This is a genomic window from Aurantimonas coralicida DSM 14790 (assembly GCF_000421645.1).
GTDB classification, from domain to species: Bacteria; Pseudomonadota; Alphaproteobacteria; order Rhizobiales; family Rhizobiaceae; genus Aurantimonas; species Aurantimonas coralicida.
Genome location: NZ_ATXK01000003.1, coordinates 394,414 through 413,768 on the forward strand (window position 1 = coordinate 394,414; position 19,355 = coordinate 413,768).

General features: G+C 66.1%; 23 protein-coding genes. 6 read left to right on the top strand and 17 right to left on the bottom strand.

Features of this window, described 5'->3' with window-relative positions; genetic code table 11:
• Positions 1-110 precede the first annotated feature (110 nt).
• The 12 genes from H536_RS0110435 to lgt form a co-directional block, all read right to left on the bottom strand.
• Positions 111-581: a MaoC family dehydratase gene (locus H536_RS0110435; RefSeq protein ID WP_024350424.1), complete on the bottom strand. Its 471-nt coding sequence runs from the start codon at positions 579-581 to the stop codon at positions 111-113.
• Positions 578-1,030 carry a MaoC family dehydratase gene (locus H536_RS0110440; RefSeq protein WP_024350425.1) on the bottom strand — a complete coding sequence of 151 codons (453 nt, stop codon included), beginning with the start codon at positions 1,028-1,030 and terminating at the stop codon, positions 578-580. Before H536_RS0110440 ends, H536_RS0110435 begins: the two co-directional genes overlap by 4 nt.
• 86 nt (positions 1,031-1,116) lie before the next feature.
• Entirely contained in the window at positions 1,117-2,220 is a 1,104-nt protein-coding gene (gene ychF / locus H536_RS0110445) for a redox-regulated ATPase YchF (protein ID WP_024350426.1), read from the bottom strand.
• Positions 2,221-2,335: 115 nt separating this feature from the next.
• On the bottom strand, positions 2,336-3,070 hold the full coding sequence (gene pth / locus H536_RS0110450) for an aminoacyl-tRNA hydrolase (protein ID WP_024350427.1): 735 nt from the start codon (positions 3,068-3,070) through the stop codon (positions 2,336-2,338).
• Positions 3,071-3,117: 47 nt separating this feature from the next.
• Positions 3,118-3,777: a 50S ribosomal protein L25/general stress protein Ctc gene (locus tag H536_RS0110455; protein WP_009210245.1), complete on the bottom strand. Its 660-nt coding sequence runs from the start codon at positions 3,775-3,777 to the stop codon at positions 3,118-3,120.
• A gap of 173 nt (positions 3,778-3,950) precedes the next feature.
• A complete protein-coding gene (locus H536_RS0110460) occupies positions 3,951-4,499 on the bottom strand; it encodes a hypothetical protein (RefSeq protein ID WP_024350428.1) in 549 nt (182 codons plus the stop codon).
• 119 nt (positions 4,500-4,618) lie between these two features.
• Positions 4,619-5,551, bottom strand: a complete 933-nt coding sequence (locus H536_RS0110465) for a ribose-phosphate pyrophosphokinase (RefSeq protein ID WP_024350429.1) — start codon at positions 5,549-5,551, stop codon at positions 4,619-4,621.
• A 165-nt stretch (positions 5,552-5,716) separates the two neighbouring features.
• Complete coding sequence (locus tag H536_RS23250) at positions 5,717-6,529, bottom strand: hypothetical protein (RefSeq protein ID WP_024350430.1); 813 nt, start codon at positions 6,527-6,529, stop codon at positions 5,717-5,719.
• Positions 6,530-6,677: 148 nt separating this feature from the next.
• Entirely contained in the window at positions 6,678-7,826 is a 1,149-nt protein-coding gene (locus tag H536_RS0110475; protein ID WP_024350431.1) for a M24 family metallopeptidase, read from the bottom strand.
• A gap of 6 nt (positions 7,827-7,832) precedes the next feature.
• Positions 7,833-8,633: a peptidoglycan editing factor PgeF gene (gene pgeF / locus H536_RS0110480; RefSeq protein ID WP_024350432.1), complete on the bottom strand. Its 801-nt coding sequence runs from the start codon at positions 8,631-8,633 to the stop codon at positions 7,833-7,835.
• Between the two features lie 33 nt (positions 8,634-8,666).
• Entirely contained in the window at positions 8,667-9,809 is a 1,143-nt protein-coding gene (locus tag H536_RS0110485) for a class I SAM-dependent methyltransferase (protein ID WP_024350433.1), read from the bottom strand.
• Complete coding sequence (gene lgt / locus H536_RS0110490; RefSeq protein WP_024350434.1) at positions 9,806-10,684, bottom strand: prolipoprotein diacylglyceryl transferase; 879 nt, start codon at positions 10,682-10,684, stop codon at positions 9,806-9,808. The genes H536_RS0110485 and lgt overlap by 4 nt, the downstream gene beginning before the upstream one ends.
• A 286-nt stretch (positions 10,685-10,970) precedes the next feature.
• Here lgt and H536_RS0110495 point away from each other — a divergent pair, with 286 nt between their 5' ends.
• The 4 genes from H536_RS0110495 (at position 10,971) to H536_RS0110510 (ending at position 13,221) form a co-directional block, all read left to right on the top strand.
• Positions 10,971-11,255: an accessory factor UbiK family protein gene (locus H536_RS0110495; protein ID WP_035694822.1), complete on the top strand. Its 285-nt coding sequence runs from the start codon at positions 10,971-10,973 to the stop codon at positions 11,253-11,255.
• 279 nt (positions 11,256-11,534) lie between these two features.
• Positions 11,535-12,035, top strand: coding sequence for a type III secretion system chaperone family protein (locus H536_RS0110500; protein WP_009210236.1), 501 nt, complete (start codon positions 11,535-11,537; stop codon positions 12,033-12,035).
• 1 nt (position 12,036) lies between these two features.
• On the top strand, positions 12,037-12,852 hold the full coding sequence (gene proC / locus H536_RS0110505; protein ID WP_024350436.1) for a pyrroline-5-carboxylate reductase: 816 nt from the start codon (positions 12,037-12,039) through the stop codon (positions 12,850-12,852).
• A 3-nt stretch (positions 12,853-12,855) separates the two neighbouring features.
• On the top strand, positions 12,856-13,221 hold the full coding sequence (locus H536_RS0110510; RefSeq protein ID WP_024350437.1) for a tRNA-binding protein: 366 nt from the start codon (positions 12,856-12,858) through the stop codon (positions 13,219-13,221).
• Positions 13,222-13,230: 9 nt separating this feature from the next.
• Here H536_RS0110510 and H536_RS0110515 read toward each other — a convergent pair whose 3' ends face one another.
• From H536_RS0110515 to H536_RS22550, 3 genes are all read right to left on the bottom strand, one after another.
• Positions 13,231-14,526 (bottom strand): ATP-binding protein, encoded by a 1,296-nt coding sequence (locus H536_RS0110515; RefSeq protein ID WP_051141575.1) that lies wholly within the window; start codon positions 14,524-14,526, stop codon positions 13,231-13,233.
• A 177-nt stretch (positions 14,527-14,703) separates the two neighbouring features.
• Positions 14,704-15,438: a response regulator gene (locus H536_RS0110520; protein WP_155898453.1), complete on the bottom strand. Its 735-nt coding sequence runs from the start codon at positions 15,436-15,438 to the stop codon at positions 14,704-14,706.
• The gene (locus H536_RS22550; RefSeq protein ID WP_024350440.1) at positions 15,435-15,983 is read right to left on the bottom strand and encodes a MarR family winged helix-turn-helix transcriptional regulator; all 549 of its coding nucleotides are present in this window, start codon (positions 15,981-15,983) and stop codon (positions 15,435-15,437) included. Before H536_RS22550 ends, H536_RS0110520 begins: the two co-directional genes overlap by 4 nt.
• Before the next feature lie 224 nt (positions 15,984-16,207).
• Here H536_RS22550 and H536_RS0110530 point away from each other — a divergent pair, with 224 nt between their 5' ends.
• Together H536_RS0110530 and H536_RS0110535 are read left to right on the top strand one after the other, a co-directional pair.
• Complete coding sequence (locus H536_RS0110530; RefSeq protein WP_024350441.1) at positions 16,208-17,098, top strand: branched-chain amino acid aminotransferase; 891 nt, start codon at positions 16,208-16,210, stop codon at positions 17,096-17,098.
• Positions 17,099-17,226: 128 nt separating this feature from the next.
• Positions 17,227-17,868 carry an MBL fold metallo-hydrolase gene (locus tag H536_RS0110535; protein ID WP_024350442.1) on the top strand — a complete coding sequence of 214 codons (642 nt, stop codon included), beginning with the start codon at positions 17,227-17,229 and terminating at the stop codon, positions 17,866-17,868.
• A 22-nt stretch (positions 17,869-17,890) separates the two neighbouring features.
• Here the strand turns inward: H536_RS0110535 and H536_RS0110540 are convergent, their stop codons facing one another.
• Both H536_RS0110540 and H536_RS0110545 read right to left on the bottom strand, forming a co-directional pair.
• Positions 17,891-18,796 (bottom strand): hypothetical protein, encoded by a 906-nt coding sequence (locus H536_RS0110540; protein WP_155898454.1) that lies wholly within the window; start codon positions 18,794-18,796, stop codon positions 17,891-17,893.
• A gap of 223 nt (positions 18,797-19,019) precedes the next feature.
• Positions 19,020-19,355 (bottom strand): transposase (locus tag H536_RS0110545; protein ID WP_024350444.1); only part of this gene is annotated, 336 nt, incomplete at its 5' end.

The following is a 19,355-nucleotide window of genomic DNA, read 5'->3' on the forward strand; positions in this document are numbered from 1 at the left end:
GCGCAGCGGCCCCGCTCCGGCATCCGGAACGAAGCGGCTGGGTTGCTGTCCGCAGCCCCGGTCTGGCGTGATGACCGAGGCTACGCGCGGGTCGCGACGGGCGACGATGCTCAGTCGGTTCCGCAGAAGGCAGCGCCGTCGAACGAGAACACGGTGTCGCCGTGCTGATTGACGCCTTGCGTCGTGAACTCGAGGACGCCCCAGCCCTTGCGGCTGGCAGACGCCCGCTTGCCGGTCAGCGTCTGGGTGAAGGTCACCGTATCGCCGGCGTAGACCGGCTTCGGCCAGGCAAGGTTCTTCACGCCGGGGGAGGGGCCCATGCGTGGCGGCTGGTTGCCGGCGGCGACCCATGCCCGGCCGAGCGCAACCTGGCTTTCGACATTCAGCCGCATGCAGACGCCGGCGGTGTGCCAGCCGGACGCGCACAGGCCGCCGAGAACGGACGCCTTCGCTGCGTTTGCGTCGAGATGGAAGGCCTGCGGGTCGTATTTGGCCGCAAAGCGCTTGATGTCCTCGGCGAGGAAGGTGTGCGAGCCCATCTCACGGGCTTCGCCGACGATCAGACTGTCCCAGAAGGTCATGCGGCAAGGCCTTCCCGCGTCAGAACGAGCAGGGTGTAGGCGCTTTCCAGAACCGTTTCGCCGGTCTGGTTGCGCAGATCCGTGGTGATCTTGAGGATGCCGAGGGTCGGACGCTTGGAGGACAGGCGGCGCGACACGACGCGGGCAGTGCCGCGAAGAACGTCGCCCGGCCGGACCGGCCGCTTCCACCGGACGTACTCGACGCCGGGCGAGCCCTGCGACGAGGAATCGAGAATGTAGGCGTCGGCCATCATGCGCATCATCATGGCGCAGCTGTGCCAGCCCGAGGCCGACAGACCGCCGAGAAGCGTATCCTTCGCCGCCTCCTCATCGAGATGGAAGGGCTGCGGGTCGAATTCGCGGGCGAACTCGATCACCTCGTCCCGGGTCACGGGGTAGGGGCCGAGATCGATCTCAAGCCCTTCCGTGAAGTCCTCGTATGTGCGCATTGGGCCTCCCCAGTGGCGAAAAGGCTCTCCCTCCTTTCGCCGAATTCCGTGGGGGCCGCCGCAGCTCTGCGCCAGCCCCCGCAAGCTCAGTTGTTGAACTTGAACATCAGGATGTCGCCGTCCTGGACGACGTATTCCTTGCCTTCGTCGCGGGCCTTGCCCGCTTCCTTGGCTGCGACCTCGCCGCCGAGCGAGACGAAGTCGTCGAAGGCGATGGTCTGGGCCCGGATGAAACCCTTCTCGAAATCGGTATGGATCACGCCAGCAGCCTGCGGAGCCTTGGCGCCGCGCCGGACCGTCCAGGCGCGGGTCTCCTTCGGGCCTGCCGTGAAGTAGGTGATCAGGTCGAGCAGCGAGTAGCCCGCCTGGATCAGCCGGTCGAGGCCGGGCTCGGTCAGGCCCATCGCCTCCAGATAGTCGCCGACTTCCTCGGCGGGAAGCTGCGCGATCTCCGCCTCGATGGCGGCCGAGATGACGACGCTCTTGGCGCCCTGCTTCTGGGCCATCGCCGCGACGGCTTCCGAATGGGCGTTGCCGCTCGCCGCATCGTCCTCGGCGACGTTGCAGACATAGAGGACCGGCTTGGAAGTCAGGAGGTTCAACGTCTTCAGTTCGCTGCGCTCCTCGGCATCCATCCCGGCCAGAAGCACGCGGACCGGCTCGCCGTTCTGCAGCTTCGCCAGCGCCGCTTCCATCACGGGGAGGGCCTGGATCGCTTCTTTGTCTTTGCCGGTCGCCTTCTTGCGGGTCGCCACGATGCGGCGCTCCAGGCTCTCGAGGTCGGAGAGCATCAGCTCGGTCTCGACCGTCTCGGCGTCAGCGACGGGATCGACACGACCCTCGACATGAACGACGTCGTCATCCTCGAAGCAGCGCAGCACGTGAACGATCGCGTCCACTTCGCGGATGTTGGCGAGGAACTGGTTGCCGAGGCCTTCGCCCTTGGAGGCGCCGCGCACCAGTCCGGCGATGTCGACGAAGGTAATCCGCGTCGGCAGGATGTTCGCCGACTTGGCGATGCCGGCGATGTCCTTCAGCCGCGGATCGGGAACCGGCACGTCGCCGGTGTTCGGCTCGATCGTGCAGAACGGATAATTGGCTGCGGCCGCGGCGGCAGTCTTGGTGAGAGCGTTGAACAGCGTCGACTTGCCGACATTCGGCAGGCCGACGATCCCGCATCTGAAACCCATGGGGTGGTCCTTCGAAGATGGTCGTGTCTGACGCGTATCGCGCCGATCTTGGGGGCTGTTTGCAGCCTTCGCGGCGAGGGGTCAACTCTGGCGCCATCCGGGAAGGCGGCGACGGTCAGTCCTTGCCGAAGAGCCGCTTCAGCATGTCGGCCATCGGGCCCTTGTCGGGCACCTTCACTGGCGGCGGCGCTCCGCGCGCCTGACGAATGTGGCTGCGCCCCTTGGGCGGGCCCGCGGGCTTGCTTGCGCTGGCCGCACCCTTGGCGCCCGATGGCTCGTTCGAGCTCGTCGAAAGGCTGACCTTGTTCATGAACACCGCGTCCTCGCCCTTGGCGAGACTGTCGACATGCCGGGCGACGGCTTCGATGAACGGCTCCAGCCATTCGCGGTCGACCTTGGCGAAATCGCCGAGGACATAAGGGGAGACGGCGTCCTTGTTGCCCGGATGGCCGATGCCCATGCGCACGCGGCGGTAGTCCTTGGTGCCGAGATGAGCGTCGATGGAACGCAGGCCATTGTGGCCGCCATTACCGCCGCCCGTCTTCACCCGCAGCTTGCCGGGCGGCAGATCGAGCTCGTCGTGGATGACGACGATCTGCGACGGCTCCAGCTTGAAAAAGCGCGCGGCGTCGCCGACCGAGCGGCCGGACTCGTTCATGAAGGTCTGGGGTTTGATGAGGACGACCTTCTCGCCGCCGATCTGGCCCTCGGAGATTTCCGCCGAGAACTTCTTCGACCAGGGGGAAAAGGCAGGGTCGCGGGCGATCTCGTCGAGCGCCATGAACCCGATATTGTGCCGATTGCCGGCATAACGGGAGCCGGGATTGCCCAATCCTGCGATCAGCAACATCGCCCGGCTCCTTTCTGTTTCGTTCGGCGTTGAGCCGAGGCTGGGACTTACTTGTCCTCGCCGGACCCGTCTTCGCTGACCTCGGTAGCCTCGACCGCATCGGCCTCGACCTCGGTGGCCTCGTCATCCTCGGACCGTAGGGCGGCCGGGGCGGCGATCGTCGCGATGGTGAAGTCGCGGTCGGTGATCGTCACTTCGACGTTCTTCGGCAGGGTGAGTGCCGAGGCGTGGATCGAGTCGCCGATTTCCAGACCGGTCAGGTCGAGCGTGAAGTACTCCGGAATCGCGCTGGCCGGGGCATGGACCTCGACCTCGTGGCGGACGACGTTGATGACACCGCCGCGCTTGAGACCCGGGGATGCTTCCTCGTTCTCGAAATGCACGGGAATGTTGACCGTCACGCGGGTCTTCTCGGAGACGCGCAGGAAGTCGACATGCATCAGGAAGTCGCGGACCGGCTCCAGCTGATAGTCCTTCGGCAGGACCGAAATCTTCTGGCCGTTGACCTCGATGGTCGCGACGTGGGTCATGAAACCGCCGGCGTGGAGCGCCAGGAAGGTTTCCTTGTAGGGGATGGCGATCGGCAGCGGGTCCTGCTTGTCGCCGTAGATGACTGCGGGGATCATACCGTTGCGGCGAAGATGTCTGGCGGCCCCCTTGCCGACCTTCTCGCGCGCCTCGGCCTTGACCGTAAAGGTCTCGCTCATGGCTTTGTCCTTCGTGCTGTGAGGTGGTCGATCAGACGGTGTGCCTGAAACGACGAAGAGCGGACCTGCGAGGGACCGCTCAACTCCGCGCTGCCTCCAAGGGTGTCTGCGCGGACGCCGTGCCTATACCCCAAGGCGCGCGGATGGACAAGACAGCGCCGTGAATGGCGGGCCTAACGGCGGGCCCGGTCAGTCTTGTCGGCCTGCGAAGCCTTCCAGCCATCCGGCAGATCAGGATTGCGCGTATAGCCCGGCCCGACGGTGAGTGGTGCGGGCGGCATCACCGCGTCGGACATCTGCGAGGTGACCGTGAAGCTATCCTCGAACAGCACGGCCCCGTCGCCGTTCTGCACCAGGCGCACGACGACGCGGTAGGGACGACCCTTGACGATCCCACGCAGTGGCGGCGTGCGCAGGCCGTAGCGCGTCGTGCGGGCCGTCAGTTTCGCGCTGACCGGGATCGGCGGGCCACCGCCAGGTTCCTCGAACACCGCCTCGATGCGCGAATAGCTCTTCACCGGTCGCTGCACGACCGCGGTGAAGCCATAGAAGGCCTCGGCTTCGCGATAATTGAAGATGAAACTCGAGCCGGCGATCGTCAGGTAGGGACGGTCCGCATCGGTTTCGCGGGTGACCCAGCCGATCGCAAGCAGGATGGCGACGAGACCGACGGCGGCCGTCACAACTCCCTGCGTGCCCAACTTGCCCAGTCGCGCGAACATCGCTTCTGTCCGATGGCCCGTGTGGCCAGACGCACAGTCTAGCGCGGCGGGAGGCCGGTCACCAGCGTTTCAGCAAGGTCAGCCGTGAAGCGGCGCCGACCGGGCCGCCCCGGATCGGCTCAGTCGAACAGGCTCGAGACCGATTCCTCGGACGCCGTGCGCGCGATCGCCTCACCGAGAAGATTGGCGGTGGTGACGACGCGGATGTTCGCCGCCTCGTTGATCGCCTTGGTCGGCTGGATCGAGTCGGTGATCACCAGCTCCTTGAGGCTGGACGCGGTGATGCGCGAGACCGCGCCGCCCGACAGGACGCCATGGGTGATGTAGGCCGAAGCGCTGTTGGCGCCGGCCTGTACCAGCGCGTCGGCCGCGTTGCAGAGCGTGCCGCCGGAATCGATGATGTCGTCGATCAGGATGCAGTTGCGGCCGGTGACGTCACCGATGATGTTCATGACTTCCGACTCGCCCGGGCGGTCGCGGCGCTTGTCGACGATGGCCAGCGGCGCATCGAGACGCTTGGCGAGCGCGCGGGCGCGGACCACGCCGCCGACGTCGGGCGAGATGACCATCAGGTTCGACAGATCCTGATGCTCCTTCACGTCGCGCGCGATCAGCGGAACGGCGAAGAGGTTGTCGGTCGGGATATCGAAGAAGCCCTGGATCTGACCGGCATGCAAGTCGAGGGTCATGACGCGGTCGGCGCCGGCCTCGGTGATCAGATTGGCGACCAGCTTGGCCGAGATCGGGGTGCGCCCGCCGGCCTTGCGGTCCTGCCGGGCATAGCCGAAATAGGGAAGCACTGCGGTGATGCGGCGGGCCGAGGCGCGGCGCATGGCGTCGATCATGATGAGCAGTTCCATCAGATGATCATTGGCCGGATAGGACGTCGACTGGACGATGAAGACGTCCTCGCCGCGGACGTTTTCCTTGATCTCTACGAAGACTTCCTGGTCGGCGAAGCGCCGGACCATGGCCTCCCCGAGTGGCAATTCCAGATAGCGTCCGATGGATTGAGCGAGGACGCGGTTGGAGTTGCCGCTGAAGAGTTTCATCGCGTTCTTTCCGATAGCGGGTACCGGTCGGGACGGCTTGGCTATGCCGCTTCGGTGGGCCATCCCGTCGCCTCCGGTTCGATGCAGGGGCTCATAGCAACATCGCGCGAAACTTCAACCCGCCGCCTTTCGCAATGCGGGATAAGTTCGGGGCATCGATGAGGCTCAGCCGGTGCCGGTTGCGACCTGCGCGGCTTCCTGCAGCGTGCGGTCGGCAACGGCCGCGAGCGTCGACAGGTCGATGGCGGCCCAAGGGTCCGCGGCGGCGCCGGGCACGCTTTCCTGTCCCTGAATGCGCCGGACACGGCGGTCGCTCTCATCGAGCACGTCCCAGACATAGACGAGGGTGGTGGAGGACCCGTCGTTGAACGCCGAGAAATAGCCCTTGAGGCGCACGCTCGACGGTGCTTCGGCGGCCGGGCGGATGGTGACGCCCTTGGCTGCAGCGCTTTCCGACAGGGCGCGCGCCAGAAGCACCGCCTTTTCCTCGGGCGCGCCAACAAGCGGCAGGAACTGCACTTCGCCAACGCTCTGGTTGGCGCTGACGGATGCGGGGGCGGGACCTGCCGGCGCGGGCGCTGCCGCCAACGTCGTCGGGGCAGCCGCGACAGGCTGGGCGGATTGCGGGGCCGGCGCTGCCTGCTGCTGAATGGGCGCGATCGGAGCGGAGGACACCGGCTGCTGCTGAACCGGCGGATAGGCCTGCTGGTTCATTGGCTGCTGCTGCTGCGACATGGCCGGCTGCGGATAACCCATGGTGCTCGAGGCAGCCGGTGGGGGCGCGGCGGCGAATTGCCGGGACGGGACGGAGGCGCTCATCGACCCGCTGCCGAGGGATCCGATACCGACGCTCGGCACCGGACCGTCGGGCCCGAAATCCATCGATGCCTCGGTACATCCGGAAAGGCTGGTGCCGAGACCGACGATCCCGAGCGTCAGGGCGATCATCGGCACGCGGCGGCGGGGATTGGATTCCACGGAGCTCGTTCCTTGCGACTGACGGCCAGCGTTCGACCGGGATCGTGGACCGTGAGTCGCAAGATAACGTTAAAAGGCGGTCGATTTTCTTCGAAAGCCCTGCGCCACAAGGCGCAGGCCCTAAATCTGGCGACGGCGGCCGCCTGAATCAGACCGAAATCAGGTCGAGAGAAAGCCGCGACAATGGCTCGGGCGCGCTCGTCGTCGTCAGGTAGGTCCGGCCGAGCGTCATCGCGGTATCGGTGTCGGAATCCATGATGATCATGTGCGCGAAGAGGGTCATATCCGGCACGATCGGCTGCGGATTGCCGGAATAGAACATCGGCGTGTCCATCCACGACGGCGCGTAGCGCGCCCCAAGCGAATAGCCGCAAGCGCTGAGGCGGTGGCGGACGAGTTCATGGGCTTCCATCACCGCCGCATGGGCATCGAAGACGTCGCCGAAGCTGCTGCCCGGAACCATCGCCGCCTCGACGGCATCCAGCGCCTCGCGCGCGGCCGTGTGCAGTTCGACATGGCGCTCGCTCGGGCGGCCGACGATCACCGTCTTCATCAAGGCGGCGTGGTACTGCGATTTGACGCCGGCCCATTCCAGCGTGAGCTGATCCTGGTCGTCGAGGATGCGGCGGCCCGACTTGTATCGGCACAGCAGGGCATCGCGGCCGGAGCCGACGATGAACGGGTTGGCCGGATAGTCGCCGCCTTGGCGCAGCACCTCTCCCTGAAGCGCCGCCAGGATGTCGGCCTCGTTGGCGCCCGCCCTGATCAACGGCAGGGCGGCATCGAACGCCTCGTCACCGAGCCGTGCAGCCTCGCGCACGGTCTCGATCTCGGCAGGGGTTTTGACCGCGCGCAGCAACGGCACGAGGTTGGAGGCCTCCTTCAGCGTGGCGAAGGAGCCGAGCCGCTCCTGTACCATCTGGCCGTTGGCTGCGGTCAGGCCATGGGTCGCCCACTCGACGCCGATGCGGGCACCGAGAAGGCCCATGTCGTCGAGCATGTCGCGCAGTTCGATGACCGGATCGGCGCTGCCCCGGTCGCGCCAGATGCTGATCGATTCCAGCGTCGAGGTGTGACGCGCCTGCCGCAGGTCGGCCGAGCGGGTCAGAAGCTGCATCTCGCCATCGGCCTTCACCACCAGGCACTGGAAGTGACAGAAGCCGAAGGTGTCGTAGCCGGTCAGCCAGTACATCGATTCCTGGGCGAACAGCATCAGGGCGTCGAGCTTCTGCTCGCCCATTTCCAGCATGAGCCGGTCGCGGCGGGCGTCGAACTCGTCGCGTGAGAAATGCAGCATCCGAGGTTACTCCGCGAGGGCGATGGCAGAAAGCTGGCGGCCGTAATCGGGCTCGCCGCGATGCGTGGTGCGCCGGAAGGAAAAGAAGCGGTCCGGCTCGCCATAGGTGCAACGGTCGACGAAGCTGCCCTCGACGCCGCTGGCTTGCAGTCGAGCAACGATGAAGCCCGGCAGGTCGAACTGACGCTTGTCGGCGCTGCGCCCGGGCTGGAAGAACCGCTCGCGTGCAGGCTCCGCGTCGAGGAACTCCGCCACCATCTCGAGGCCGACTTCGTAATTGGGCTGCGTGATCGTCGGCCCGAGCACGGCACGGATGGAATTGCGCTTTGCACCGAGCCCTTCCATGGCGGCGACCGTCGCTTCCAGGACGCCGTTCAGCGCGCCACGCCAGCCGGCATGCGCCGCGCCGATCACGCCGTTCTCGGTATCCGCGAAAAGGACGGGCCCGCAGTCGGCGGTGACGACGCCGATGGCGAGGCCCTTGCGGCGCGTCGCGATCCCATCGGCGCGCGGGCGGTCGCCGGAGAAGGGGGCATCCAACACCACGGCGTCCGCCGAATGCACCTGCCAGGGTGTCGCGAGATCTGCGCTGCCCAGAGTGGCGAGCGCGCGGGCTCGGTTTTCCAGAACGTCCTCGGGACGGTCGTTCGAGCCGATCCCGACATTGAGCCCGGCATAGAGCCCTTCCGAGACCCCGCCCCTGCGGGTGAAAAAGGCATGGGCGATGTCTGGTCCTGCCAGACGGTCCGACCGGACGACGGCGGAATCAGGCAGCGGCGACGCGGATCGGCTTCGAATGTCGGACATGGCGCGGGATCGTGGTCGAGGGGCAGGGCGAAGTCAATCCGCGGCGGTTCCGTCGGTTGTGTCCGGCAATCCGGCCTCGATCAGGCCGAAGGGTGGCAGTCTCATTGGGCGCGAGGCAGCGCACAGAACCTTGAAGATCTGGCCCATATCGCCGGGGCCCGTTCCCGCCAGACGCTGCACGGCGCCGGTGATTTCCGTTCGCGTCTTCTCGTCACGCGCAGCGCCGAGCGCGCCAGCCCGTTCCAGAAGGCCGAGGGCTAGAAGGAAGTCGCTTTGCGTGACCGTCGGCGATACGTAAAGCCCGCTCGCGCGGAACGGGGCGGCAATCCTGTCGAAGTCGACATGGCTGGTGATGTCGTTCTCGCCGGGGCGGTCCAGCGGGTCGGCGAAGGCATGGCCGTGCATCGCCTGCAATGTGTCCCCGTAACCGCTGCGGGAATGACCGTAATCGATGAAGAGGCCCGCGCCGCCGTCCGTGGCCAGCCGCTCGGCCAGGGCCGCGGCAATCCGTTCGCGTGCTGGCGAGACTTCCAGCACCGCGCCGGCCTTGGGCTCCACCAACCCCATCGCCCGGACGGCATCGGAAACCTGCGGGCGCGCTTCGCACAGCACGAACTCGAAGCGTCCGCTGTCGGTCGTCGATACGCAGCGTTCGCGCCAGTCGCTGCCGTCGAAGACATATTGGCGGACCGCAACCGCATCGAACAGCTCGTTGGCGACGACGACCATCGGTCGTCGCTCCAGATCCTCGATGCGCCGCACCCGGCGGATCGGCAGGTCGAAGCGTCCCAGCGTCTGCATCTGCTCGTCGGCGAGCCGGTCGCTGGTTTCCACCAGCCGCACAGCGGCCGCCCGCATGCAGTCCGGGGCGACGGAACGCAGCGCGCGCAGCATGTCGGCCATCATCGTGCCGCGGCCGGGCCCGCATTCGACCAGCAGAAAGGCGTCTGGACGACCGAGACCGGTCCAGGCCGAGGCGACCCAGGCACCGAGAAGTTCGCCGAACATCTGGCTCACCTCGGGCGCGGTGACGAAATCGCCGGCCCGGCCGAACGGATCGCGACGCGCATAATAGCCGTGCTCGCGATCGTAGAGTGCGAAGTTCCAGTAGCGGTCGACGCCGAGTGGACCTTCGACCCTGACATGTTCGGCAATCTTGCGGGCAAGCGCGTTCACGGCCGGGCGGCGCCCGCTTGATCGTCCTCCACCGGCTGGGGCTCGTAGGCGCGGGGCCTGGCCGTCGCCATGGCCCAGATGCCGATGATCAGCATCGGAACCGACAACAGCATTCCCATGGTGAACCAGCCGCCATAGAGGTAGCCGAGTTGCACATCCGGCATGCGGAAGAACTCGACGAAGATGCGCGAGCAGCCATAGCCGAAGAGGAACAGGCCGCCGACGAAGCGCGGACGACCGAGCATCTTGAAGTGGTGCGTCGCGATCCGCAGCACGATGAACAGCAGAATACCTTCCAGCAGCGCTTCGTAGAGCTGGCTGGGGTGTCGCGGCATCGGGCCGGCATCGGGAAAGACCATCGCCCAGGGTACCATGGTGGGCGCGCCCCACAATTCGCCGTTGATGAAGTTGGCGATGCGCCCGAAGAACAGGCCGAAGGGCACCGAGGCGGCGACGATGTCGATCAGGCTGAACAGCGGCACCTTGTAGACGCGACAGAACACCGCGATCGCCACCACCACGCCGATCAGGCCGCCATGGAACGCCATGCCGCCTTCCCAGACCCGGAACACCGCCAGGGGATCGGCGACGTAGCGTTCGAATTCGTAGAAGAATACCGAGCCGAGGCGGCCTCCCACCACGATGCCGATCGTGATGTAGAGGATGAAATCGTCGATCTGCAGCTTGGTGACCGGCGAGACGCCATTCGGCCAGAGCCGCGTGTTGCCCGCCAGATGGCGACCGTAGAGCCATCCGCAGAGAATGCCCGCGACATAGGACAGGCCGTACCAGCGCAACTGGATCAGTCCGAGATCCAGGAAGATCGGATCGATCTGCGGATAGGTCAGGACACCGAGATAGGGGAGGGTGAGCATCGGTCCGCCATTGGGAGAAAGCGGGCGCTTGGCGCCCTTGCAGGAGCGGCGCGACCTTGGCCCGCGACCTTCACAGGGTCAAGCGTGGCCGGCCCCGGAGATCGACGCTGTCCCACCTGTGTGGCCCTCGAGCCTTCACCTTCGCGTGCGCTGCCATCCGAAAGGCTGACCGTTCGGGCAGCCTTCCACTGCCGCAAGCCCGCCCGGTCGCCATTGCCATCGTCCCCGGCGCTCTCTACCTCAACCCCGAAGAGAACGCGCAATGGCGCAAAACGGAGACCCATTCATGTCCAGGACAGGCCCCGGCCGCCAAGGCCCCAACCGGATGCTCGACGAGTTCGCCCGCGTCATGACCGATGCTGCAGGTGCCGCGCAGGGCGTGCGCCGCGAGATGGAGACCGTCTTCCGCGCGCAGGGCGAGCGGCTTCTGAACCAGATGGACCTCGTGCAGCGCGAAGAGTTCGAAGCGGTCCGCGACATGGCGGTGAAGGCGCGCACGGAAAACGAGGCTCTGAAGAAGCGGCTTGCCGATCTGGAAGCCCGCATGGCCGGAACCGGCGACGCCAACTGAGCGTCCAGCCGAGTTCTCCACAGCCTATCAACAGGTTTCGGGCGTTGCTCAATGCGCCCGAAAAGCCTTTGCCGAGAGTCGCTTAAGACTCGCCGCCGGCGGCCGGCGATCCCGCATGAATCCACCGAGTGGTGAATAATTCCTTAATCCCCTTAAGCCGGCGACTCCCCGTCTATATGCTGATTCATAAGGGTGATTCGACACGGAGCGGTGTCTCACTCCCGGTGGGAGCCGTTGCGGCAAATGGTGATCCCGCCGATGCGAATACGGGGACTCACCATGCAATTGACTGAACTTGCCACACTGCGCCAATCCAACCCGGTCGACATGATCGAATGGGTTGCGTCTGCGCGGGAATGGGCATTCGAACGTTCCTGCGACGACGAGCTTGCGGTCGCTGTCGCAGGCGTCTGGACCGACTATTCGGTTTCCTTCTCCTGGGTCGAGGATATCGAGGCGCTGCATCTGGGATGCGCGTTCGATCTTCGCATTCCGGCGCACCGCCGCGCCGAGGTCCTGCAACTCCTCGCTTCGATCAACGAGAAGCTCCTCGTCGGCCATTTCGACCTTTGGCAGAACGAGAATGCGGTGATGTTCCGCCATGCACTGCTTTTGTCCGGAGGTGCGGAGCCGACCAGCCAGCAGGCCGAGCGCATGCTGACCAGTGCTCTGGAAAGCTGCGAGCGGTTCTATCAGGCGTTCCAGTTCGTCATCTGGGCCGACAAGACGGCGCAGGAGGCGCTGGCTTGCGCGCTCTTCGAGACCCAGGGCGAGGCCTGATATGGCAATGGCGGCCCAGCGCATCCTGCTCCTTGGCGGCGGCAACATGGGGGCGGCTCTCCTCGGGGGCCGGCTGGACAAGGGTCTCGATCCGGCCCGGGTGCTGGTGGTCGATCCGAAGGTCGGCGATACGCTGCGGCCGCTGATCGAACGCTACGGCGTGCGTTACGCTACGTCCGTGCCGCAGGAGACCTTCGACGTTGCCCTGCTGGCTGTGAAGCCGCAGATGATGGGCGCAGCGCTGCCGGACCTGCGCGATGCGCTGACATCGGACAGTCTCGTGGTTTCGATCGCCGCCGGTACGACCATCGCCGCCATCGAGGCGCTGCTCGGCGCGCATCCGGTGGTGCGGGCCATGCCGAATACGCCGGCGCTCATCGGCCGCGGCGTGACCGGTGCTTTCGCCAATGAGCGGGTCGACGCGGCCGGTCGCCAGACAGCCGACGATCTGTTGTCGGCCAACGGGCCGGTAGAGTGGGTCGAGGCGGAAACGCTGATCGACGCCGTGACCGGGGTCTCCGGCAGCGGTCCGGCCTACGTCTTTCATCTGGCCGAATGCCTGGCGCAGGCGGGCGAGGCGGCCGGACTGCCGGCCGATCTCGCCATGCGGCTGGCCCGCCATACGGTCGCCGGCGCCGGCGAACTGATGATCCGCTCGGACCAGACGCCGGCGACGCTCCGCCAGAACGTGACGTCGCCGAATGGCACCACACAGGCGGCTCTCGACGTTCTGATGGCCGAGGACGGGCTGGCCCCGCTGATGGAGCGTGCTGTGCTAGCGGCGCGCGACCGCGCCGAAGCTCTGTCGAAGGAGTAGCGTGTGAGCGCCCAGAAAGACGACACGCCATCCGCGCAGATCGGCTTCGACGACTTCATGAAGGTCGACATTCGTGTCGGCACCATCGTAGAGGCGGCGCCGTTCCCCGAGGCCCGCAAGCCGGCGATCAAGCTGACGATCGATTTCGGGGCGCCGCTCGGGCGCAAGAAATCCTCGGCCCAGATCACCCGGCACTACGAGCCCGCAGAACTGGTCGGCCGGCAGGTGCTGGCGGTCGTCAACTTCCCGCCGCGCCAGATTGGCCCGATGATGTCAGAGGTGCTCACCCTCGGCGTGCCGGACGCCGATGGCGAGGTCGTGCTGATCGGCCCGAGCCAACAGGTCCCCGAGGGCGGCCGCCTCTACTGAGGCGATCGGTCAGACCGGGACGCGGATCAGTGCCCGCAGCCCGCCGAGCCTGGAATCTGACAAGAGGATGTCGCCGCCGAAACTGCGGGCGATGTCACGGGCAATGGCAAGCCCCAGTCCGGTGCCGCCGCTGTCGATGTTGCGCGCGGTGTCGAGACGTACGAAGGGCTTGAACACCTCCTCGCGCTGTTCGGCGGCAATGCCCGGCCCGTCGTCCTCCACCGTGATGGTCAGCCAGCGATCCTCGTGGGTCGCCGCGACCTTGACGTGATCGCCGTGACGCATGGCGTTGGTGACAATGTTGGTCACCATGCGCGTGAAGGAATCCGGTCGCACCGCGATGCGCGGGTCACCGTCGATCACCAGTTCCAGATGCTTGCCCTTGAGCTTGGCTTCGTTGCGGAATTTGGTCAGCATCGGGGCCAGATCGAGTTCGCCGATCTCCTCGGCCGCCTCGTTCCGGGCGAAGGCCAGATAGCCTTCCAGCATGCGCTGCATCTCGTCGACGTCCGCGTTGAGTTCGTCCTGGTCCTCCCCTTCGCCGAGCAGCGCCAGCTGCAGCCGGAAGCGGGTGAGAATCGTCCGCAGATCGTGGCTGACGCCGGTCAGCATGGCGGTCCGCTGTTCCATCTGCCGTTCGATCCGGTCGCGCATCTGGATGAAGGCGAGCGATGCGCGCCGGACTTCCGACGCACCGCGGGGCCGGAAGTCCGGCGGCATCGGCTGGCCGCGGCCGAAGCCTTCTGCCGCGGCCGCCAGGGTCTGAATCGGCCGGATCTGGTTTCGCAGGAACAGCACGGCGATGATCATCAGCACCAGCGACGTACCGACCATCCAGACGAGGAAGATGTGCGTGTTGGACGCATAGGCGGAGTTGCGCGTGGCGAAGATCCGCATGACCCGGTCGTCCAGCCGGATGCGGATCTCGACGATCTTGGAATTGCCGACGGTGTCGATCCAGAAGGGGCGGCCGATCTGCCGGGTCAGTTCCTCGCTGAGAATGCCGTCGAGGATATTGAAGAACGGCTTCGGGGCAGGCGGGGGCAGCGGCTCGGCGGGCAGCACCGAGACGTTGAGGTCGAGATTGTTGCGCGCGATGCGGATGATATCGCTGTAGTCCGAGCCGGGCGGCCGCGTCTGCACCAGTGCCGTGATCGCGGCGATATCCTGCACCACCGCTTCCGACAGGCGCTGGGTGACGAGCTGCCAGTGACGCTCCATAAACACCACGGTGACGACGCACTGCAGGAGGACGACCGGCGCCATGATGATGATCAGCGACCGGGCATAGAGGCCCTTCGGCATATAGCGCTGGATGATCCGCGGGATCGGCCGCAGTGGGCCCCGCCAGATGTCGAGCGACGGGAGCCGACCGATGCGCCAGCTCCGGCCGGTCTCCTGCGCAGTCGTCGCATCGCGGCGGAACGGGTTCCACCGGGGCCGTTGCTGCATGAGCCGTCCGAGAACCGACATGATGCCTGCTCAGTCCGTGTTCAGGCGATAGCCGATGCCGCGCACGGTCTGCAGCCAGAGCGGGTTGGCCGGATCGCCCTCGATCTTGCGTCGCAGACGGTTGATCTGGACGTCCACGGTACGCTCGCCGACCTCGGTTTCGTCGCCGAGGAGATCCTGCCGGGGGATCGTCTCGCCCGGATTGCCGGCGAATTGCGACATCATCGCCTTCTCTCGGTCGGTCAGGCGGATGATTTCGCCCCCGCGCTTCAGTTCGCAGCGGGAAAGCGAGAAGGTGAAGGGACCGAAGCGGATATGCTCGAGCTTCTGGATCGGCGCCTGGCTGCCGCGCCGCAGGATGTTGTTGACCCGCAGCAGCAATTCGCGCGGGTCGAAGGGCTTGGCCAGATAGTCGTCGGCGCCGGCTTCCAGGCCCTCGATGCGATGCTCGGTCTCCGAGCGCGCCGTCAGCATCAGCACCGGCGCCTGCCGGTTGGTGCGCAGCGATCGGACCAGCTCGATCCCACTTTCGCCGGGCATCATCACGTCGACGACCAGGAGGTCGAAGTCGAGCCCTTCCAGGATCCGCCGCGCCTCGGCGGCATCCGCGGCCACGGAGACCCGGAACTGCTGTTCGCTGAGGAACCGCAGCAGCAGCGAGCGGATCCGGCGATCGTCGTCGATGACGAGGATATGGGGCGCATCGTCGCCGAGCGGCGAGGGGGCCTGCCGCGGCACCGCCTTCGTCTCCGTCATCTCGCTCATAGCGGCTCCTTTCGGTCGATGCCCTTTTTCCTGAACCACTCGCGCGTCGTCGGTCGATCGTCGGCCATCTCCATCAGGAAAGCGCCGATCGGTCCGGCATCGCCCGGCGAGGTATTGCCCAGCGCCGCCTCGATGCGCCGCGCCTGCGCCCGCGACAGTTCCAGCGTCAGCTCGCGCCCGCGTTCGGTCGGGAACAGGCAGCGTTGGCGCCGATCCTCGACGCCGGGCATCTGCCGCACGAAGCCGCCATCGATCAACTGGCGCAACACTCGCGACAGCGACTGCTTGGTTATCTGGAGCAGGTCGAGGAGTTCGGCGATGGTCATCCCCGGATCGCGGTTGACGAAATGCAGCACCCGGTGATGGGCCCGGCCGAAACCATAGCGCATCAGGATCGAGTCCGCGTCCGTAGTGAATTCCCGATAGGCGAAGAACAGCAGCTCGATCATGCGAAAATCGAGCTCGCCCCGAGTGGGCAGCGGCTCTCGCACGATCGCGTCCTCGGCGTCCGGCACGCGATCATCGGAGGTCAGGGCGGCATCCATAATTTAGGTCAGCAGTGTTGACGTAATTTGGTTCCATTGTTACACCTTGCCTGCGAGAGTGGAAACCGTCGCTTGCGACCATTCCCCTCCCGGCCCATTGTCGGCTTCGGGCTGTCCGCGTCAGGGAAGACCGGACGCAGTCGGCAGACAAGCCACGAATCGGTCAGAAGCCGATCGCCGTTACACCACGGATAGGGAGGACGCCGGGACAGGCGTCGACAACCATGAGCAGTGTTCCATTCGACCAGCTTGACGGCGAAATCTGGTACAACGGCGAGTTCCTGCCGTGGAAAGACGCCAAGGTCCACGTTCTCACCCATGGTCTGCACTACGCCAGCGCCGTGTTCGAAGGCGAGCGCGCCTATGGTGGCACGGTCTTCAAGCTGCGCGAGCACACCGAGCGGCTGATCGCATCGGGCCGCATGATCGGGTTCGAGATTCCCTACAGCGCCGACGAGATCGACGCGGCGACGAACGAACTCCTGGTGCGCCAGGGCTTCACCGATGCCTATGTCCGTCCGATCGCCTTCCGCGGGTCCGAGATGATGGGCGTGTCGGCGCAGAAGAACCGGATCAACGTCGCGATCGCCATCTGGCAGTGGCCGAGCTATTTCGATCCGGAGCAGCGGATGAAAGGCATCCGCCTGGACCTCGCCGAATATCGCCGTCCCGATCCGCGCACCGCGCCGTCGAAGGCCAAGGCGACCGGCCTCTACATGATCTGCACCATCTCCAAGCACGCGGCCGAGGCCAAGGGCTATGCCGACGCGCTGATGCTGGACTGGCGCGGCCAGGTGGCCGAGGCGACCGGTGCCAACGTCTTCTTCGTCAAGGACGGCATCATCCACACGCCGACGCCGGACTGCTTCCTCGACGGCATCACCCGCCGCACGGTGATTGAACTGGCCAAGCGCCGCGGCATCGAAGTGCGCGAGCGGGCGATCATGCCCGAGGAACTGGCCGATTTCGACGAGTGCTTCCTCTGTGGCACGGCCGCCGAGGTCACGCCGGTGTCCGAGATCGCCGAATGGCGCTTCACGCCGGGCGAGACGACGCGCCGGCTGGTCGAGGACTATACCGCCGTGGTGCAGCCCCAGCGCGCCGCCGCCGAATAGGCGGAACACCCTCTGCTTTACACCATCTGCTTTCCGGCCGCGGCACTCGCTGCGGCCGGTCGCATGCTTGCCTCCGCCGTCTGCCCCGCGTTAACAGCCGGGCACAGCAACCGACGCCCGAGGCCCACGTGACCACACTCAACGCCCAGATCGTTCCCGTCACGCCATTCCAGCAGAATTGCTGCATCCTCTTCGATGCCGAGGACAAGGTCGGCGTCGTGGTCGATCCCGGCGGTGACGTCGACCGGATCGTGGAGGCCATCGAGAAGGCCGGGATTGCCATCGAGGCGATCTGGCTGACCCACGGCCATATCGACCATGCCGGCGGGGCGATGGAGCTGAAGGAGCGCCTCGGCGTCGACATCGTCGGCCCGCACAAGGCCGATGCTTTCCTGTTGGCGGGACTGTCAGAACAGGCGCGGATGTTCGGAATTCCGGGCGCGGTCCGCAATTGCACGCCGGACCGCTGGCTGGAGGAGGGCGAGACGCTTACCTTTGCCGGCCATCGCTTCGAGGTACTGCACACGCCGGGACATGCACCGGGCCATGTCGTCTTCTACAACCGGACCGCCGCATTCCTGCACGCCGGCGACGTTCTGTTCTCCGGCTCGATCGGCCGCACCGATCTGCCCGGCGGCGACCATGCGACGCTGATCGCCTCGATCAAGGACAAGGTCCTTCCGCTCGGCGACGATGTCGGCTTCATCTGCGGCCACGGGCCCGGCGGACGCCTTGGCGACGAGCGCCGCGGCAATCCGTTCCTGACCTGAGGCGCCTGGCTCCTCGTCTCCGTCAGTCGCAGAACTGCGACTGACCCTGTGCGTCGACATAGGTCCCGTAGTCGGGGTCGAAGCTCTCATGCTCGCTCGTGCAGCGGTCCAGCCATTCGCGGGTCCAGGGGGCGGCGCGATCGATCCGTTTCGGTTCGGCACGCGCAGTTGGCCGAGGCACGTCGGCGCTGTCGGTTGCGAGCGCCGCGACGCGTTGACCATATCCGGGGGCGATCCGGATGATCTGCGGCCCGCCGATCTTGTAGATGACCTCCACGCCGGAGGCCGGCATCGGCCGGCGGTCGAGCCGCGCACTCTCGACGTCGATGATCTTCGCTTTCGTTCGCATCCGGTTCGCGCTCTTTCCAGACACTTGGGTGGCCGAGCCGTAACCGCGGTCGCCAAGGTCACTGGTGATGACGGTGAACGAGCCGGACGAGCGCTGGACGGTCCTCGGAGCCGCGACCTCCCGCCAGCCGCGACCGCGACGCAGGCGCCGGTCGTCGATCAGGATGTCCGGTTCGACGACGACCGAACCCCCGTCTTCGAGAAACTCTTCCCGCTCGTCAGAATAGACGATATCGGCCGGCGTGCGGACCGATCCGCCGTCCTTCAGGAATTCGCGATCACCCCCTGACCGGACGACGATGTCGGGTCGTCTGCCGATCCCCCCGCCATCGTCGAGGAAACCATCGCGCCGCTGGCCGTTCCGGACTCCGCGCCGGGGCTGCAGGGGGCCGCCGCCGTCGAGGAAGCCGCCTGTCGGGTCGCTGGACTGCGGACGTGAACTGCTGCCGCCGCCGCCGTCGAGATAGGTCTGGCCGCTGGCGGGTGCTGTAGCGAGGAACATGGCGGTAAGGCTGGCGATCACAGCGAAATGGCTGGATCTGGCGCGGGCCTGCCGGTGGTGTTGAGACATGGATTGCACTCCCGTTTTCGCCTTTTGCTGGCGTTCGGGTGTGGCCTTGCACGTGGCGTGCCAGACGTTTCCGTATCGAACTGGTACAGGATTGGTGCCTGGAAAGGAAAGCCCGGCGCAAACGCGTAACGGGCTTTCCCAGTCTAGGTCTCACGATGAGGCGGCAGGGGGAAGCCTACCGCGACTACCGTGAGACGAGTTCAGTCTGCGGCGAGATTAGAGCGTCGGGCGATTAATCTGCAACGCAGCCTGCAGCTTTGAAGTAATTCCAGCATTCGTCGGGTGTGAAGAGGGCGCAGATATCGCCGACAGCGCGCCAGAGATCATCCAAGGTTCGGGCGGCCGCCTTTCGAAGCAGCGTCTTCAGCTTTGAGAATGCCATTTCTATCGGATTGAGGTCGGGGGAGTATTTCGGCAGGAACAAGAGCCAGGCGCCCCGCTCGGCGATGGCCTGCGCGGCTCTTGGGCTCTTGTGTACGTTCAGGTTGTCCAGAATGACGACATCGCCGGGTTCGAGACATGGCGCCAGTTGCGTGCGCACGTAGACGTCGAACGCCGCGCCGTCCAT

Coding starts and splice junctions, on each gene's coding strand:
- H536_RS0110435 (WP_024350424.1), bottom strand. CDS start 581: ATGACCTTCTGGGACAGTCTGATCGTCGGCGAAGCCCGTGAGATGGGC.
- H536_RS0110440 (WP_024350425.1), bottom strand. CDS start 1,030: ATGCGCACATACGAGGACTTCACGGAAGGGCTTGAGATCGATCTCGGC.
- ychF (WP_024350426.1), bottom strand. CDS start 2,220: ATGGGTTTCAGATGCGGGATCGTCGGCCTGCCGAATGTCGGCAAGTCG.
- pth (WP_024350427.1), bottom strand. CDS start 3,070: ATGTTGCTGATCGCAGGATTGGGCAATCCCGGCTCCCGTTATGCCGGC.
- H536_RS0110455 (WP_009210245.1), bottom strand. CDS start 3,777: ATGAGCGAGACCTTTACGGTCAAGGCCGAGGCGCGCGAGAAGGTCGGC.
- H536_RS0110460 (WP_024350428.1), bottom strand. CDS start 4,499: ATGTTCGCGCGACTGGGCAAGTTGGGCACGCAGGGAGTTGTGACGGCC.
- H536_RS0110465 (WP_024350429.1), bottom strand. CDS start 5,551: ATGAAACTCTTCAGCGGCAACTCCAACCGCGTCCTCGCTCAATCCATC.
- H536_RS0110475 (WP_024350431.1), bottom strand. CDS start 7,826: ATGCTGCATTTCTCACGCGACGAGTTCGACGCCCGCCGCGACCGGCTC.
- pgeF (WP_024350432.1), bottom strand. CDS start 8,633: ATGTCCGACATTCGAAGCCGATCCGCGTCGCCGCTGCCTGATTCCGCC.
- lgt (WP_024350434.1), bottom strand. CDS start 10,684: ATGCTCACCCTCCCCTATCTCGGTGTCCTGACCTATCCGCAGATCGAT.
- H536_RS0110495 (WP_035694822.1), top strand. CDS start 10,971: ATGTCCAGGACAGGCCCCGGCCGCCAAGGCCCCAACCGGATGCTCGAC.
- H536_RS0110500 (WP_009210236.1), top strand. CDS start 11,535: ATGCAATTGACTGAACTTGCCACACTGCGCCAATCCAACCCGGTCGAC.
- proC (WP_024350436.1), top strand. CDS start 12,037: ATGGCAATGGCGGCCCAGCGCATCCTGCTCCTTGGCGGCGGCAACATG.
- H536_RS0110515 (WP_051141575.1), bottom strand. CDS start 14,526: ATGCCGAAGGGCCTCTATGCCCGGTCGCTGATCATCATCATGGCGCCG.
- H536_RS0110520 (WP_155898453.1), bottom strand. CDS start 15,438: ATGAGCGAGATGACGGAGACGAAGGCGGTGCCGCGGCAGGCCCCCTCG.
- H536_RS22550 (WP_024350440.1), bottom strand. CDS start 15,983: ATGGATGCCGCCCTGACCTCCGATGATCGCGTGCCGGACGCCGAGGAC.
- H536_RS0110530 (WP_024350441.1), top strand. CDS start 16,208: ATGAGCAGTGTTCCATTCGACCAGCTTGACGGCGAAATCTGGTACAAC.